This is a genomic window from Pseudomonas sp. GNP013, from assembly GCF_054343995.1.
The window spans coordinates 2,279,797-2,295,385 of record NZ_JBTGUT010000001.1; the positions used below are offsets into that span (position 1 = coordinate 2,279,797).

The 15,589-nt window shown below is 62.2% G+C and carries 13 protein-coding genes and 1 pseudogene; 5 read left to right on the forward strand and 9 right to left on the reverse strand.

All coding sequences use genetic code 11. From position 1 onward, the window contains the following. Nucleotides 1-103 precede the first annotated feature (103 nt). From ACXX81_RS10160 to arnC, 8 genes are read right to left on the reverse strand one after another with little or no spacing between them, the layout of a single operon-like run. Nucleotides 104-1,726, reverse strand: coding sequence for an ArnT family glycosyltransferase (locus ACXX81_RS10160; protein WP_458571614.1), 1,623 nt, complete (start codon nucleotides 1,724-1,726; stop codon nucleotides 104-106). Nucleotides 1,727-1,729: 3 nt separating this feature from the next. Beyond that, nucleotides 1,730-3,109 (reverse strand): UDP-glucose dehydrogenase family protein, encoded by a 1,380-nt coding sequence (locus ACXX81_RS10165; protein WP_209981977.1) that lies wholly within the window; start codon nucleotides 3,107-3,109, stop codon nucleotides 1,730-1,732. After that, nucleotides 3,106-3,507: a 4-amino-4-deoxy-L-arabinose-phosphoundecaprenol flippase subunit ArnF gene (gene arnF / locus ACXX81_RS10170; RefSeq protein ID WP_231421283.1), complete on the reverse strand. Its 402-nt coding sequence runs from the start codon at nucleotides 3,505-3,507 to the stop codon at nucleotides 3,106-3,108. The genes ACXX81_RS10165 and arnF overlap by 4 nt, the downstream gene beginning before the upstream one ends. Continuing rightward, a complete protein-coding gene (gene arnE / locus ACXX81_RS10175) occupies nucleotides 3,504-3,851 on the reverse strand; it encodes a 4-amino-4-deoxy-L-arabinose-phosphoundecaprenol flippase subunit ArnE (RefSeq protein ID WP_231421282.1) in 348 nt (115 codons plus the stop codon). The genes arnF and arnE overlap by 4 nt, the downstream gene beginning before the upstream one ends. Next, complete coding sequence (arnT, locus tag ACXX81_RS10180) at nucleotides 3,848-5,503, reverse strand: lipid IV(A) 4-amino-4-deoxy-L-arabinosyltransferase (RefSeq protein WP_458571615.1); 1,656 nt, start codon at nucleotides 5,501-5,503, stop codon at nucleotides 3,848-3,850. Before arnT ends, arnE begins: the two co-directional genes overlap by 4 nt. Next, nucleotides 5,500-6,384 carry a 4-deoxy-4-formamido-L-arabinose-phosphoundecaprenol deformylase gene (gene arnD, locus ACXX81_RS10185; RefSeq protein WP_458571616.1) on the reverse strand — a complete coding sequence of 295 codons (885 nt, stop codon included), beginning with the start codon at nucleotides 6,382-6,384 and terminating at the stop codon, nucleotides 5,500-5,502. The genes arnT and arnD overlap by 4 nt, the downstream gene beginning before the upstream one ends. Then, complete coding sequence (gene arnA, locus ACXX81_RS10190) at nucleotides 6,384-8,375, reverse strand: bifunctional UDP-4-amino-4-deoxy-L-arabinose formyltransferase/UDP-glucuronic acid oxidase ArnA (RefSeq protein ID WP_458571617.1); 1,992 nt, start codon at nucleotides 8,373-8,375, stop codon at nucleotides 6,384-6,386. The genes arnD and arnA overlap by 1 nt, the downstream gene beginning before the upstream one ends. Continuing rightward, complete coding sequence (gene arnC / locus ACXX81_RS10195; protein WP_231421278.1) at nucleotides 8,372-9,403, reverse strand: undecaprenyl-phosphate 4-deoxy-4-formamido-L-arabinose transferase; 1,032 nt, start codon at nucleotides 9,401-9,403, stop codon at nucleotides 8,372-8,374. The genes arnA and arnC overlap by 4 nt, the downstream gene beginning before the upstream one ends. A 412-nt stretch (nucleotides 9,404-9,815) precedes the next feature. On the opposite strand from arnC, the gene ACXX81_RS10200 reads away from it, so the two are divergent. Further along, a complete protein-coding gene (locus ACXX81_RS10200; RefSeq protein WP_231421277.1) occupies nucleotides 9,816-10,634 on the forward strand; it encodes a M949_RS01915 family surface polysaccharide biosynthesis protein in 819 nt (272 codons plus the stop codon). 108 nt (nucleotides 10,635-10,742) lie between these two features. After that, the gene (locus tag ACXX81_RS10205; RefSeq protein WP_209981962.1) at nucleotides 10,743-11,657 is read left to right on the forward strand and encodes a site-specific integrase; all 915 of its coding nucleotides are present in this window, start codon (nucleotides 10,743-10,745) and stop codon (nucleotides 11,655-11,657) included. Nucleotides 11,658-11,801: 144 nt separating this feature from the next. On the opposite strand, the gene ACXX81_RS10210 is transcribed toward ACXX81_RS10205, so the two are convergent. After that, nucleotides 11,802-12,659 carry an SDR family oxidoreductase gene (locus ACXX81_RS10210; protein ID WP_231421276.1) on the reverse strand — a complete coding sequence of 286 codons (858 nt, stop codon included), beginning with the start codon at nucleotides 12,657-12,659 and terminating at the stop codon, nucleotides 11,802-11,804. 207 nt (nucleotides 12,660-12,866) lie between these two features. Here ACXX81_RS10210 and ACXX81_RS10215 point away from each other — a divergent pair. The 3 genes and pseudogenes from ACXX81_RS10215 to rbsK all read left to right on the forward strand — a co-directional run. Then, nucleotides 12,867-13,622 (forward strand): annotated as a pseudogene (locus ACXX81_RS10215) (MCP four helix bundle domain-containing protein); the annotation flags it as partial. A 132-nt stretch (nucleotides 13,623-13,754) separates the two neighbouring features. Next, nucleotides 13,755-14,480 (forward strand): methyl-accepting chemotaxis protein, encoded by a 726-nt coding sequence (locus ACXX81_RS10220; protein WP_435532508.1) that lies wholly within the window; start codon nucleotides 13,755-13,757, stop codon nucleotides 14,478-14,480. Between the two features lie 163 nt (nucleotides 14,481-14,643). After that, nucleotides 14,644-15,564, forward strand: coding sequence for a ribokinase (gene rbsK, locus ACXX81_RS10225; protein ID WP_209981956.1), 921 nt, complete (start codon nucleotides 14,644-14,646; stop codon nucleotides 15,562-15,564). Nucleotides 15,565-15,589: the final 25 nt, after the last annotated feature.

Genomic DNA, 15,589 nt, shown 5'->3' on the forward strand with positions numbered 1-15,589 from the left:
TCTTTACGCATAGATGTGTAGGGTGTTTCCGGGTGCTTGTGACGAAAAACGCCCGCTCCTGAAAGAGCGGGCGTCACGTCCTACAAATCGGTCAACACTGCGCTCAAGGCGGCGAAGCCTTCTCCAGATGCAGCAGCACGTAGGCATCCTTGTCAAAGGTACCGGTGAGGGTCGGTGTGAGGTCATGCAGGCGCGGGTCTTCCAGGCGGGCGAAGTCCTGGGCACTCATCACCAGCCATGCCGGCCCTTGCAGCGGTGCCAGGTCTCTGGACGTCCGGGTGAACAGGGGCACCTTGTCGCAGCCATAACCGACCATGAACTTGATGGCTTTCGCATCCTTGCCCAGGCCGTGCAGCACCAACGGGGCAGGCTCCTGCTGGATCCGCGCCTTGACCGCAAGACTGAAAGCGCGGGTGTCGTAGACCGCGCGCTCGAGAGGCTCGACCACCACGATGTAAGTCGACCAGATCGCAAGCACGGCCGCCAACGCCGGCCCCAGCGGGCGCCATCGCGGCTTCAGCAACGAAAGCAATGCCAGCAGTTGCAGCACCGCGAGCACGGCAAACATCAGCCCAAGGCTGTCCAGCTGCTGCGGATAACGCCGCCGCGCAACCATCAGCCCGATCGCCAGAAGTGCCGGCGACAGCGTCCAGATGCCCAGCATCAAGGCGCGCAATCCGGCGAACAAGCGTCCCTGGCTGACCTGGAACGGGTAGGCCGCTATGATCGCCGCCATCGGCAGCATCGGCAGGATGTAGCGCGCCTTTTTCGCCTGTGGCACCGACAGCCCCAGCATCACCAGCACACCGGCCGCTGCGCAGTACAGCACCAGTTGTAACGCCGGGTCCGCGGGGCGGCGCCCGCCGGCGAGCACCGCCAGCAGCACCAGCACCGCCAGCGGGTAGGCGAGGGCATAGTTGCCCAGCGAGCTGGTGAAGTAATACAGCACGCCGCTCGAGCCTTCGCTGCCGTCCATGCGTCCCAGAAATTGCATGCGGATCACGTCCTGCATGAACACGTCGCCGCCACTGAGCTTGGCCAGCAGCAGCAACAGGCCCATACACGCCGCCAGCAACGCCAGGGCCAGCAGGCCGAAGCTGAACAACTGGCGCCATTGGCGATTGAGCAGGTAGTAGCTGCACAGCACGCCGACAGGAATCACCAGCCCGATGGGCCCGCGAATGGCGAAGCCGATGATCAGCAGCAGGAACAGCCAGTGCACGCGCCTGGCCGCGCCGAAATGATCATGGGCGTAACCCAGGTAGAACACCGCCAATGCCACGGCGGCGAGCATCTGGTCGAGGGATACCGCGCGGGTCTCGGTAATGAAGGTACTGCTGAGCAACAGCATTGCCACGCTCAGCAGGCCCCAGCGCGTGGAGTAGGGCGCCGTCAGGCGATATACCAGGGTAACGATCAGCGCCGACGCCATGGAGGTGGGCAGCCAGGCCGTGAAGCTGGTGACCTGGCCAAACGGCAACGACAACACCCAGGTCAGCAGCGTGGAGGTCGCCAGGTAGTCGGCGTAGGGCTGCCCGTAAGTGGTGGGGAAAAAGCTCGGCCCATGGCGCAGCATCTCCTGGGCAAACACCACGAAACGCGAGTCAAAGCCGATGATTGCCTGATGCCAGTTACCGACGACAAACAGCAACAGCGCCAGCAACCCCAGACCCAGGGATTGGCGGCGCAGCGTTGCAGTGAGCGGGGAGGGTTGCGCTTTGTTCACGTATCAGGCTTCCACAACCTGGGGCAACCATTGCTGCTGCGGTATCGGCAGCGTGCAGGAGTCGCCACGGCCCATCGGGAAATACTGGAAGCCTTTGCGCGCCAGGCGCTCGCCGTCATACAGGTTGCGGCCATCGAAGATCACCGGGGTTTTCAGGCGCTGGTGGATCAGGTCGAAATCCGGCGCCTTGAACTGCTGCCATTCGGTGCAGACGATCAGCGCGTCGGCGCCCACCAGCGTGGACTCCGGGGTGCCCATCAGCATCAGGCGCTCTTCATCGGCGTAGAGGCGCTGGGTTTCCTGCATGGCTTCGGGGTCGAAGGCGCGCACGTTGGCGCCGGCGGCCCACAGGGCTTCCATCAGCACGCGGCTGGGGGCGTCGCGCATGTCGTCGGTGTTGGGCTTGAAGGCCAGGCCCCAGAGGGCGAAGGTCTTGCCGCGCAGATTGCCCTTGAAGAACGCGTTGATGCGCTCGAACAGCTTGCTCTTCTGGCGCTGGTTGATCGCTTCCACCGCCTCCAGCAGGTCGCTGGAGCAGTTGGCCTGCCTGGCGCTGTGGATCAAAGCGCGCATGTCCTTGGGGAAACACGAACCGCCGTAACCGCAGCCCGGGTAAATGAAGTGGTAACCGATGCGCGAGTCGGCACCGATGCCCAGGCGCACGGCTTCGATGTCGGCGCCCAGGTGTTCGGCCAGCTCGGCGATCTGGTTGATGAAGCTGATCTTGGTGGCCAGCATGCAGTTGGCGGCGTACTTGGTCAGCTCGGCGCTGCGCAGGTCCATGAAGATGATGCGGTCATGGTTGCGGTTGAAGGGCGCGTACAGGTCGCGCATCACCTCGCGCACTTCTTCACGCTCGCAGCCGATGATGATGCGGTCCGGGCGGCGGCAGTCGGCAACGGCCGAGCCTTCCTTGAGAAATTCCGGGTTGGAGACGATATCGAACTCCAGGTGACGGCCGGCCACGCGCAGGGCTTTTTCAATGTGCGCGCGCAAGGTGTCACCGGTGCCGACGGGCACGGTGGATTTTTCCACCAGAATCACCGGGGCCACACGATGGCGGGCCACGGCATCACCCACCGACAGCACGTATTTGAGGTCAGCCGAGCCGTCTTCGTCCGACGGCGTGCCCACGGCGATAAACAGCACTTCGCCGTGTTCGACCGCCAGTTTTTCATCAAAGGTGAAGTGCAGGCGACCGCTCTCCAGGTTCTCCTTGACCATGGCCGCAAGACCCGGCTCGAAAATGCTCACATGGCCCTGCTGCAACAGCTTGACCTTGTTTTGATCCACGTCCATGCAGATGACATCGTGACCGACTTCGGCTAATACGGTGGCCTGCACCAGACCGACGTAACCACTACCAAATACACTGATTTTCATGAGGCATTCCTGGGACTTGCTGCGCTAGCACGGCGGGAGTTGATAACCAACACACCGAGGATGACAAACGCCACCCCCAGGGTTTTTGAAAGCGAAAAATATTCGTTGAACACCGGCAGGCTGGCAGCCAGCAGGTACACCAGCGCGTAGCTGATGCTCAGTAATGAATAGGCACGGCCCAGCGGCAGGTGTTTGAGCGCACCCAGCCAGCAGAGCATCGACAGCGCGTAGGCGAGGATCGCGAGGATCACCACGCCCAGCGCACTTGGATCAATCGGTGCACTCAGCCACTCATGGGGCAGCGGCAGGCGCGTCATGCTCCAGCGCATGCCCAGCTGTGCGGCGCTGACCAGGCCGACGCTGCCCATGGCCAGGGCGAAACCCCGTACGCGGCTCATACCTGGCGCCCCAGCAACACAACGCCGGCAATCACCAGCGCCACGCCCAGCCAGTGACGGCCGTCGACGGGCTCATGGAACACGAACCGCGCCATCAACGTGACCAGCACAAAGTTCAGGCTGAGCATCGGGTAGGCAATCCCGACTTCCAGGCGCTGCAACACCAGCAGCCACACGAGCAGGCCAAACCCCAGGCACAGCAGCGCCGACCACAGCCACGGCGAGCGCAGCTTCAACGCCCAGCCCGCGGGCTGGTGGCGCCAGCTTTCCACGGCAAACTTCTGCGAGACCTGGCCCATGCAGGTGAGCAGGCACGCGGCGAGTAACAGCAACAGGGTGATCACGGTGCCACCTGGGCGAAGATCAGGATCACGATGTTGCCTTGCTCGTAGCGTTTGCCGTCCTGGGGCAACAGATTGACTTCGGCAATCTCGTCATCGCCCTTGACCCGCATCACCACGCCGACCGGACCCTGCCTGCGCGCATCGATCATCCATTGCTGAATCTGGTGGGTGTCCACCATGTGATGGCCGGCATCCGGGTAGGCGAGGCCGTATTTCACTTCGCCGATGGAGTTGTAAAGGGTCACGTCAGCGCGTTGCAGGCGCCAGGCCAGGGCCGACGCGGCGCCCAGGTCGTTGCTCAGCAGCGCGGTGGCGGGTTGCAGCGCTTGCAGGTGATCAAGGATGAATTGATCCGGGGTCTTGTTGTAAACCACCGAATGGGGCAGCGCGGCCGGGGCGAGGGCAACCAGCAAGCCGCTGCCGATCAGCGGTGCCGCCCACAGCGTCAACGGGCGCATGGCCTGCAGCAGGTTGGCGATGACCCAGCCGAACAGGCAGACACACACCAGCACCAGGCTGAAGGTTTCCTGGCCGGGTTCATACAGCGGTTTTTTCAGTTGCACCCAGGCCAGCGCCAGCAGCGCCACGACACCGAGAATCAGGTTCAGCCAACCGTTGATGCGCAAGGCACGGGTGCGGCCTTGGGCCAGTGTGTCGGCCAGCACATGGCCCATCAGCAAGGCCAGGGGCAGCAGGCACGGCATGATGTAGGACGGCAGCTTGCCTTTGGCCAGGCTGAAGAAGGCCAGGGGCATCAGCAGCCACAGCAACAGATAGGTGATTTTCGGCGAGCGCTTGTCCAGCCAGGCCTGCTTGAAGGTGGCCGGCAGCAGGCCCAGCCACGGCAGCGAAAAGGCGGCCAGCAGCGGCAGGTAATACCAGAACGGCTCGGCGTGCTGGGCATCTTCGCCGGCAAAGCGTTGGATATGCTCGTGCCAGAAGAAGAAGTGCCAGTAGTCCGGCTCCTGCAGGTGTACGGCCAGCGCCCATGGCAGGCTGACAGCCGTGGCAACCGCCACCGCGATCAGCCCATGACGCATCAGTTCACCCACACGCTTTTGCATGACCATATAAGGCAAGGCAATCAACACCGGCAGCAGCCACGCCAGAAAGCCTTTGGTCAAGAAGCCCATGCCGCAGGCGAACCCGAGCAGGGCCCACGCCCACAGGCGGCCACGCCGGGTGCTGCTGTCCAAGCAAAACCACAGCGCAACGCCGGTGAGGTTGACCCAGAAGGTGAACTGCGGGTCGAGGTTGGCATAACCGCCCAGCGCCGCCACGCTGACGAAGCTCATGTACAGCACGGTGCTGATCAGGCTTTTCTGACGGTTATCCCACAAGCGGCGCGACACGGCGTACACCAGGAGGATGCTCAGGCCGGTGCTCAGGGCCGAGGCAAACCGTACGCCGAACAGGTTCTGCCCGAAGATCGCCTGGCCGAACGCGATCATCCAGTAACCGGCGGCAGGTTTTTCGAAATAGCGGATGCCCATGAAGTGCGGCGCGGCCCATTTGCCGGTCAGCAGCATTTCCTGGCTGATCTGCGCATAACGCGACTCATCCGGAATCCACAGGCCATGGGTGGCCAATGGCAGCAGGTAAAACGCGCCGAAGGCCAGCAAAAACAGGGGCAGCGCCCAACGCCGAATCATGCCTGCTGCACTCCAAGCCAGCCTTCGCGGCCGCTCAAGGCGCCGCGTACCAGTTGCTGCCGGGGGAGGGTGTCGATGTCGGTGGGCAACAGCTCACCCAGTGGCGCGAACTCGATGCCGCGCTGCCCTGCCTGGGCGAGCAACTGGCGAAAATCATTGGCCATCAGAATCCCTTCTACTTCTGCGTGGATCGTGTAGACGTTGAGCTTGGCCGCTTCAAAGCGGTCAAGAATGAAGCCGTTGAAGTCTTTGGCAGCCACCACCGGCCCGACGACTTCGTCGAAGGTCGGCAGGTCTACCGGAATTTGTGGCGTACCCGCGCTGCCGTCGGCCAATGTCGGCCGAAACATGCTGGTACCCCGGCAATCGCTGTTGTAGCGAAAGTTGAACCCTTGCTTGGCTTGCACCACGCGCTCATCGGCACGCCAACCGGCGGCCGCTGAACAGTCGATGCGTTCACCCAGGATGTCGCTCAGGGTGTCGACGCCACGGCGGATCTGTTCGATCAGTTTTGCTTCGCTCCAGCGTCCGGTGTTGGCCTGCCAGCCGTGGTGGTCCCAGGCGTGCAGGCCGACTTCGTGGCCCGCCGCCTTGGCCTGGCGCATCAGGTGCCCCAGGTCGCGGCCGATCGGTTTGCCCGGCCAGGCGGTGCCGGCCAGCAAAATATCCCAGCCATACAGGCCGGCAGCGTTGGAACGCAGCATCTTCCACAGGAACTGCGGACGGATCAGGCGCCACAGGTGGCGCCCCATGTTGTCCGGCCCGACGCTGAAGAAGAACGTCGCTTTAACCCCGGCTTCGTCCAGGGATTCGAGCAGCCGCGGCACACCTTCACGGGTGCCACGGTAGGTGTCGACGTCGATGCGCAAGCCTGCCTTCATTACTTTTTGTCCGCGATTTCGAGCATGGCTTCGCGCAGGAAGAAGTCCAGCGTGTTGCCGATGGTTTCGCTCATCTCCACGGTCGGCGTCCAGTTCAGCAGGCGCTTGGCGTTGTCGATGCTCGGCTTGCGGTGTGCCACGTCCTGGTAACCGGTGCCGTAGAACGCCTTGCTCTCGACGTCGCGGAAACCGGCGAACGGCGGGAAGTTGCCACGCAGTGGGTGGGCTTCGAACTGACGCAGCAGTTCTTCGCCCAACTGGCGGATGCTGGCTTCGTTTTCCGGGTTGCCGATGTTGATGATCTGGCCGTCGCAGACACCGTTGTCGTTATCGATGATGCGCGCCAGGGCTTCGATGCCGTCGGCGATATCAGTGAAGCAGCGCTTCTGCTCGCCACCGTCGAACAGGCGGATCGGCGTGCCTTCCACCAGGTTCAGGATCAACTGGGTGATCGCCCGGGAGCTACCGATACGCGCCGAGTCCAGACGGTCCAGGCGCGGGCCCATCCAGTTGAACGGACGGAACAGGGTGAATTTCAGGCCTTTGTCGCCGTAGGCCCAGATCACGCGGTCGAGCAGTTGCTTGGACACCGAGTAGATCCAGCGCTGCTTGTTGACCGGGCCGACCACCAGGTTGGAGGTGTCTTCGTCAAAGTACTGGTCCTGGCACATGCCATAGACTTCGGAGGTCGACGGGAAGATCACGCGCTTGTTGTATTTGACGCAGTAGCGCACCAACTTGAGGTTTTCCTCGAAGTCGAGCTCGAACACGCGCAGCGGGTTGCGGGTGTATTCAATGGGCGTGGCGATGGCCACCAGCGGCAGCACCACGTCGCATTTCTTGATGTGGTATTCGATCCACTCGGTGTGGATGCTGATATCACCTTCCACGTAATGGAAATTGGGGTGGCTGCGCAGGCGCTCGATGGCGTCGGAGCCGATGTCCAGGCCATAGACTTCGTAGCGGTCATCACGCAGCAGGCGCTCGGACAGGTGGTTACCGATAAAGCCGTTGACCCCCAGGATCAGCACACGTGTACGGCGTGGCTTGCGGCCGGATTCGGCGCCGCGCAGCACGGAGCCGTCCACCAGGCCCAGTTCATCGGCCAGGGAAGGGCCGGCCAGGTACAGGCCGGTGGCGTTGCGCTGGCCGAACTTGATCACCAGGGAGTCTTCACCGCAGGCGATGCGCAGCGGGTTGACGCTGATCACGCGGCCCGGCGCCAGGCCTTCATTGCCCTTGACCACCTCGGCCTGCCATACGATCAGTTTGTGCTCGCTCACGGCGCAGAAGGCGCCCGGGTAGGGTTGAGTCACCGCGCGCACCAGGTTGAACAGCTGCTCAGCCGGCTTTTTCCAGTCCAGCTTGCCATCGGCAGCGGTACGGCGACCGAAGCAGGTGGCCTGGCTTTCGTCCTGGGCGGTTTCGGTCAGCTTGCCCTGGGCCAGCTGCGGCAGGGCGTCGCGCAGCAGGCTGGTGGCCGCGTCACGCAGTTTGGCGTGCAGGGTCAGGCCGGTATCGCTGCGGTCGATCGTGACTTTTTGCTGGGCGAGGATGGCGCCGGCATCGGCACGCTTGACCATGCGGTGCAGGGTCACGCCGGTTTCGGTTTCGCCATTGACCAGCACCCAGTTGGCCGGGGCGCGGCCACGGTATTTGGGCAGCAGCGAGCCGTGCAGGTTGAACGCGCCATTTTTGGCGGTGGCCAGCAGGGCTTCGCTCAACAGGTTGCGGTAGTAGAAAGAGAAGATGTAATCCGGGTTCAGCTTGGCGATGCGTTCGACCCACAGCGGGTGGTTGGCGTCTTCCGGAGCGTGTACCGGGATGCCATTGCGTGCGCACAGTTGCGCGACGGAGCCGTAGAAATTGTTTTCCTTGGGATCATCGGCATGGGTGAACACGGCAGCAATGTCGTAACCCGTAGCGAGCAGGGCTTCGATGCCTGCACAGCCAATATCGTGGTACGCGAATACAACAGCTTTTGAACTCATGACTGAACCTGATCGGAAGAAGTGGAGGTATGGGAAGACACCAGGCCGTCGACGACGACCACGGGTGCAGGTGCTGCCGGTTGGTTGCGCAGCACTTTTTCGATAAAGAAACGGGGGCGGGCGCGCACATCGCTGTACATGCGTCCCAGGTATTCACCCAGCAAACCCATGCCGATGAACTGGCCGCCGGTGAACACGAACAGCACCGCGAACAGCACGAACATGCCGTCACCGGCCCACTGTGCACCGAAGGCCAGGCGCAGGATGACCAACGCGAAGGCGAACAGCACGCCCAGCGCCGCCAGGCTGAAACCGACAATGGAGAGCAGGCGCAGTGGCGTGGTGGTCATGCAGGTGAGCAGGTCGAACATCAGGCTGATCAGGCGCATGGCGCTGTATTTGGATTCGCCGTGTTCACGCTCGGCGTGGTGCACCAGGATTTCCGTGGTGTGGCGGGCAAAGCCGTTGGCCAGGATTGGAATGAAGGTGCTGCGCTCGCGGCAGGCGAGCATGGCGTCGACGATGGTGCGGCGGTAGGCGCGCAGCATGCAGCCGTAGTCAGTCATGGCCACGCCGGTGGAACGCTGCACGGCGAGGTTGATCAGGCGCGAAGGCCAGCGGCGAAAGGCCGAGTCCTGGCGATTGTTGCGCACGGTGGCGACCACGTCGTAGCCAAGGGCGGCCTGCTCGACCAGGCGCGGGATCTCTTCCGGCGGGTTCTGCAGGTCGGCGTCGAGGGTGATCACCACCTCGCCCCGGCATTGCTCGAAACCGGCCATGATCGCGGCATGCTGGCCGTAGTTGCGGTTGAGGATCACTGCCACGATGTTGCTGCCGTCTTCGTTCGCCGCGTCTTCGAGCATCTGGGCCGAGTTGTCGCGGCTACCGTCATCCACCAGGATGATTTCGTATTCGTAGGCCAGTTGCTTGCAGGCGGCAGTGGTGCGACGCAACAGCTCAGGCAGGCTCTCTTGTTCGTTGTAGACCGGAATAACGATCGACACGCAATGAATAGGGTAGGGTTTCAAAGATTCATGACCTCGGGGTTAGCGCAACTTGAAGCGTGAAAACAGCAGCAATCAGGGGGCGAACCTGCAGACCGCGGGTAACTGAGCGGTATCAAAGCTGGAACATTATCAACAGGTTAGCCTGTGTAGCGCGGTTTGCTGTGAAGTACTGTGTTCAAGATTAAGCGCAAAAATGTTGAACAGATATGAAAGCCTGATGAAAAACTCGTTTATTTGACAGGTAGACAGCTAGGGTTCAGCTAAGCAGTCAGGGGCCTGCAGGCGAGATTTGGCCGGAAAAAGGGGGACAGGCAACTGCACATTGCGCGCGACTCCGTCGTCTGTGATTAGCCAGCGGATTTTATTCAACAATCTTCTCTGCATTACGCCTCAAGTGCCGGTAAAGTAAGCCATCTCGTGCCAGGGTAGTCGGATGAATAGCGTGCAGCTTTTGCGCGGCCAATTGCGGCCTGCGTTGATCGGTTTAATGATGACCGTGGCCTGTGTCGGTACGGTGCGGGCCGATGAAGGGGTGGCGCTCACGCCTGTCAGTCAGGTACCGGACGGCGTCGAAGTGCGCGGCAAGCAGGTGGCGGCGTTCACCTGGGACGATCGCCAGGGCAAGAACCTGCTGGTGCTCGCCGAGCAAATCAGCGAGCGGGACGACGATGGCAGTCAGTCTGCATTCGTCTACGCGGCCCAGTACCTGATCGATGGTGACCGCCCCAGGCGCATGTGGATGCTCTACGACGACGTGCAACGCTGCGAATTCGATGCGGCGCTGCGTTTCGACATGGCGGCCACCAGGGTCACTGACCTCGCGGGAGACGGCAGCACCCAGGCCACCGTGGGCTATTCGCTGACCTGCGCCAGCGACGTCAGCCCCAATCAATTCAAGCTGATCATGCATGTGGGCAAGTCCCAGAAGTACCGGCTGCGCGGTGTCGACCGTTACGGCGCCGCGTGGTGGGACGAAGAGCTTGGCGCGTTGCGCGGCATGCCCTTGCCCACCGACTGCAGCGTGGCTGCGCAACAGGCGCTGGTCAGCCAGTACAAGGAGCAGGGCACCGAACTGCCGTTGCCGGGGTGCTATGGCGATGAGAAAGACTTTGCCAAGGCCCCCGAGCGCTACCTGACCTTCATGCGCCAGCACTGGTTTGCGCTGATGAAAAAGCAGGACACCGAGTGGGGACAGGCCCAGGCACAACCCCAGCCGCAGGAACCCACCGTAGACGAAGACTCGGCGCCGTGATGTGGTGCGGGGGCTGATCCTGCGTTAGACTCAGGCCTCGCCAATTCACTAAATACCTCGATTAATCAATCGATTACTTGAGGTATTTAATCCAAAGGCTGATCTACCTTGACTGAGTCTATCCGCAACCCACTGACCCTCTATCTCACCCGCCTGGCCCCCTCCAGCCAACTGACCATGCGCTACGTGCTGCAAGACGCGGCCGACCGCCTGGGCTTCGACGACATCAACCTCGAAGACATCGACTGGCACCATCTGCAACCCGAACACGTGATCGCCCTCGTCGCCGCCCTGCGCGAAGACGGCTATGCGCCCAATACCTCATCGCTGTATGTGAATGCCGTGCGCGGGGTGATGAACGAGGCATGGCGCATGAGCCTGATCAGCCAGGAGCACCTGCTGAAAATGCGCACGGTCAAGGCCACCGCGGGCAGTCGCCTCAGCCAGGGCCGCAACCTGCGGCGCACGCTGATCCGCGAAATGATGGACGTGTGCGCCGCCGACCCACGCCCCCAGGGCCTGCGCGACGCGGCCGTGATCGGCATTCTGTATGGCTCGGGCATGCGCAAGTCGGAATCGGTGAACCTGGACCTGGCGCAGGTCAATTTCCAGGAGCGCAGCCTGCGAGTGATCGGCAAGGGCAACAAGGAACTGGTCAAGTACGCGCCGGATTGGGCATTCGCCAAGCTTGCGGCCTGGCTGGATTTTCGTCGCGAACAGCTCAAGGAGGGCGAGCAGGACGACAGCTTCCTGTTCAACCGTATACGCCGGGGCAGTCATATCACCCGCGAGCGCATCACCAAGCATGCGATCTATTACATCGCCCGCCAGCGCGGGGAGCAGGTGGGGGTGAAGATCATGCCCCACGACTTTCGCCGCTCGTTCATCACCCGCGTGATCGAGGAGCATGACCTGTCGATTGCGCAGAAGCTGGCGCACCACACCAATATCCAGACCACCGCCAGTTATGACGTGCGCGAGGATAACGAGCGGCGACGCGCGGTGGACAGGTTCGACCTGTAGCGGTCGCCCGCCTGGATGAAGAGCAACGTTTGATGAACATCAAAAGGTGGGAGGGGGCTTGCTCCCGATTGCAGTGTGTCAGGCAACCATTTTTTGGCTGATACACCGCTATCGGGAGAAAGCCCCACACACTTGCGTGGGGTATTAGAGAATCGGCTTGCCACCGGTCACCGCGTAGCGCGAGCCGGAGATGTAACTGGCCTCATCCGAGGCGAGCAACACGTAGATCGGCGCCACTTCCACTGGTTGGCCCGGCCGGCCCAGTGGGGTTTCGCTGCCGAAGCTCTGCACGTCTTCATCGGTCATGGTGGCCACGATCAGCGGCGTCCAGATCGGACCGGGGGCGACGCTGTTGACGCGAATCCCCTTGCTGCCCAGCAACTGCGCCAGGCCACCGGTGAAGTTGGCGATGGCGCCCTTGGTGGCGGCGTAGGCCAGCAGGGTTGGCTTGGGCATGTCGGAGTTGACCGAGCTGGTGTTGATGATAGAGCTGCCGGCCTTCATATGCGGTAAAGCGGCCTTGCAGAGGCGAAACATCGCGGTGATGTTGATATCGAAGGTCTTGACCCATTCTTCATCCTCGATCTCTTCGAGGGTTTCGTGGTTCATCTGGAACGCGGCATTGTTGACCAGCACATCAATGCGGCCGAACTGCTCGACGGTCTTGTCCACCAGCGCCTGGCAGGTGGCTTTCTGCGCGATGTCACCGGGCAGCAACAGGCACTGACGGCCGGCTTCTTCAACCCAGCGTGCGGTTTCCCGGGCGTCTTCGTGTTCGTCCAGGTAGGCGATGGCCACATCGGCGCCTTCACGGGCGAATGCAATGGCGACGGCACGACCAATACCGCTGTCGGCGCCGGTAATCAACGCGATCTTGTTGGCCAGCCGACCGGAGCCTTTGTAGCTCTGCTCGCCGCAGTCAGGGTACGGATCCATCTTCTTTTGAGTGCCTGGCACGGCTTGGGCTTGTGGGGCGAAGGGAGGGCGTGGGTAGTCAGTCATAACAATCTCCATAGATTTCCAAGGGTGCTATGGGATTAGTAGTTTTGGCTCCGGCGATAGTTGTGATGGATGCGGCGCAGGCCCGACGAGTGGTTGATACCCGCCTAGCGGCGCGCTGCTGAAATTTACCTAAAAGTCCTGTGATCACTGCCGATAACGCTACTAGCGGCAGGACCGCCAATCGGCGGCCCATACAGGGGATAAGGCATGACGATCAGACTACGCTTGATGCTGTTGATTGCGACCGGACTGCTCACGGCGCTGGTCATGAGCCTGGCCGGTTACCTGGGCAACACCCGCATGGGCGTAGCCGTGGCCGATAACGCGGTGAGCATGACGGTGCTGCGCAACCACATGGAAGCGGACATGATGCACGATGCCCTGCGCGCCGACGTGCTGTCGGCGATGCTGGTGGGACTGGGCAAGAGCACCAGCACCAAGGCCGAGGTCACCCAGTCGCTGAGAGAACATGCCGAGCACTTCCGCCAGGTGCTGGGCGATAATCTCAAGCTGCCGCTGGACGCCACCCTCAAGACCAACCTGGAAAAGCTCAAGCCCAGCCTGGACACCTATATCAGCGCGGGTGAGCGTATCGTCGCCCTGGCGTTGGACAACCCCGAAGCCGCCCGCGCCGAACTGGATACGTTCAACAGTGCGTTCAGTCACCTGGAAGAACAGATGGCCGCCTTGAGCGAGGTGATCGAAGGCAACACCGAACAGAGCGGCGCAAGCACCCGGCAAACCCTCAGCAATGCCAACCTGACCCTGGGCGTGGTGTTGATCGTCAGCCTGTTGCTGCTGCTGACGCAGGGCCGCTGGGTCATCCTCAGCATCATGGGGCCGCTGCAGACCGCGAGCCGCATTGCCGCGAGCATTGCCAGGGGCAATTTGAGCGAACCGATCACCGAGCCTCGGCGCAAGGACGAAGCGGGCATGTTGATCAGTAGCCTGGCGACCATGCAGCGCGACTTGCGCGGCATGATCGAGGTAGTGCGCAGCAACGCCCATGAGGTCAACCACATGAGCGAGCAGCTGAGCCACGGTTGCCACGAGGTTGCCAACAGCAGCCAGCAGCAAAGCGGCGCGGCCAGCACCATGGCGGCCGCTGCCAGCGAAATGACCGCCAGCATCGAGGAAATCACCCGGCATGCCGGGCGCGCCCTGGACATGGCCAACCAGGCCGAAGCCCTGGCCAAGGACGGTGGTCGAGTGATTCACCAGGTGGTCAGCGACATGGACGGCATCGCCCGCTCGGCGCAGCAATCGGCCCAGGTCATCCGTACCCTCGACAAAGAGTCCGAGGCGATCTACAGCATTATCCAGGTGATCAAGGGCATCGCCGACCAGACCAACCTGCTGGCCCTGAATGCCGCGATCGAGGCCGCTCGCGCCGGTGAACAGGGTCGTGGTTTTGCGGTGGTGGCCGATGAAGTGCGCAGCCTCGCAGGCCGCACCAGCGCCTCGACTCAGGAAATTGCCAGCATGGTAGGACGCATCCAGCAGAGTACGCGTGAGGCGGTGACCAGCATGGAGGAGGGCGTCGCCCAGGTGGACAAAGGCATGGCCGTGACCGCCGAGGTCGAACGGGCCATCCGCGAAATCCTGCAGGCCACCCTCAGCACCACCGAGTTGGTCAACGATATTTCGCGCACCATCGGCGAGCAGAGCCTGGCCAGCAATGAAATTTCCCATCAGGTCGAGATGATCGCCGGCATGTCGCAAAACAACAGCCGGGTGATCGGCGAAACCGCGTCCACTACCGACCATTTGTCCGGGCTGGCCGGCAAGTTGTCGCAATCGGTGGATCGCTTCAGCTTGTAACGCTCGCTACGCAACGCGCCGGCCCACCATGGGCCGGCTTTTTTTGCCTGGACTCGATGCGACACCGCAAAAAAAGATTGAATATTCACACCATATGTTATTTAAATAACAAAACAAGAGCGACATGACCTGCCTGGCCGTGCCGCAACAAGGTGGAATAGCAATGAGCAAGATCGCAGTCATCGGCAGCAACATGGTGGATTTGATTACCTACATCGACCGCATGCCGGCCCAGGGCGAAACCCTGGAAGCGCCGGACTTTGCCCTGGGTTGTGGTGGCAAGGGCGCCAACCAGGCGGTGGCGGCTGCCAAGCTCGGGTCGCGGGTGCTGATGGTGAGTAAGGTTGGCGACGACATGTTTGCCGACAACACCCTGGCCAATTTTCAGCGCTTTGGTATCGACACCCGTTATGTGCAGCGGGTGGCTGGCGTCTCCAGTGGTGTGGCACCGATTTTTGTGCGCGCCGATTCCCACAACAGCATTCTTATCGTCAAGGGCGCCAACGCGCATCTGGCGCCGGCGGACATTGATGCGGCGGCGGCCGAGCTGCGTGAGTGCACGCTGATCGTGCTGCAACTGGAGATCCGACTGGAGACGGTGTACTACGCCATCGAATTCGCACGCCGGCACGGTATTGCAGTGCTGCTCAATCCGGCGCCGGCCCTGGCGAGCTTGAGCCCTGAGCATCTCGCGCAACTGGACTTTCTGATCCCCAACGAATCGGAGTTGGCGCTGATCACCGGGCAGGTGGTGGACTCACCGGCCGCCGCTCAAACCGCTGCACGCACCCTGGTTGCCAGCGGCATTCGCCACGTCATCGTCACGCTGGGCGAACAGGGTGCGCTGTACGTGGGCGAAGAGGGCGAGTTCCGCGTGCCGGGCCGCCAGGTTGCGGCCCGCGACACCACGGGCGCCGGTGATGCCTTTATTGGTTGCTTCATTCACCACTGGAACCGCGACGGCAATATTCAGCAGGCCATGGAGCAGGCGGTAGCGTACTCGGCATGCTCGGTCATGGCGCTGGGCACGCAGTCTTCCTATCCCGACGGCGAAGCGTTCGCGCGCTTCCAGCAACAGCCGTAACACCTTCAACCCAGCCCGGAGAACA

What these genes read in the sequence shown, in the direction of transcription:
- ACXX81_RS10165 (WP_209981977.1), bottom strand. Translation starts at nt 3,109, where the DNA reads ATGAAAATCAGTGTATTTGGTAGTGGTTACGTCGGTCTGGTGCAGGCC.
- arnF (WP_231421283.1), bottom strand. Translation starts at nt 3,507, where the DNA reads ATGAGCCGCGTACGGGGTTTCGCCCTGGCCATGGGCAGCGTCGGCCTG.
- arnT (WP_458571615.1), bottom strand. Translation starts at nt 5,503, where the DNA reads ATGATTCGGCGTTGGGCGCTGCCCCTGTTTTTGCTGGCCTTCGGCGCG.
- arnD (WP_458571616.1), bottom strand. Translation starts at nt 6,384, where the DNA reads ATGAAGGCAGGCTTGCGCATCGACGTCGACACCTACCGTGGCACCCGT.
- arnA (WP_458571617.1), bottom strand. Translation starts at nt 8,375, where the DNA reads ATGAGTTCAAAAGCTGTTGTATTCGCGTACCACGATATTGGCTGTGCA.
- ACXX81_RS10200 (WP_231421277.1), top strand. Translation starts at nt 9,816, where the DNA reads ATGAATAGCGTGCAGCTTTTGCGCGGCCAATTGCGGCCTGCGTTGATC.
- ACXX81_RS10210 (WP_231421276.1), bottom strand. Translation starts at nt 12,659, where the DNA reads ATGACTGACTACCCACGCCCTCCCTTCGCCCCACAAGCCCAAGCCGTG.
- ACXX81_RS10220 (WP_435532508.1), top strand. Translation starts at nt 13,755, where the DNA reads ATGGCGGCCGCTGCCAGCGAAATGACCGCCAGCATCGAGGAAATCACC.
- rbsK (WP_209981956.1), top strand. Translation starts at nt 14,644, where the DNA reads ATGAGCAAGATCGCAGTCATCGGCAGCAACATGGTGGATTTGATTACC.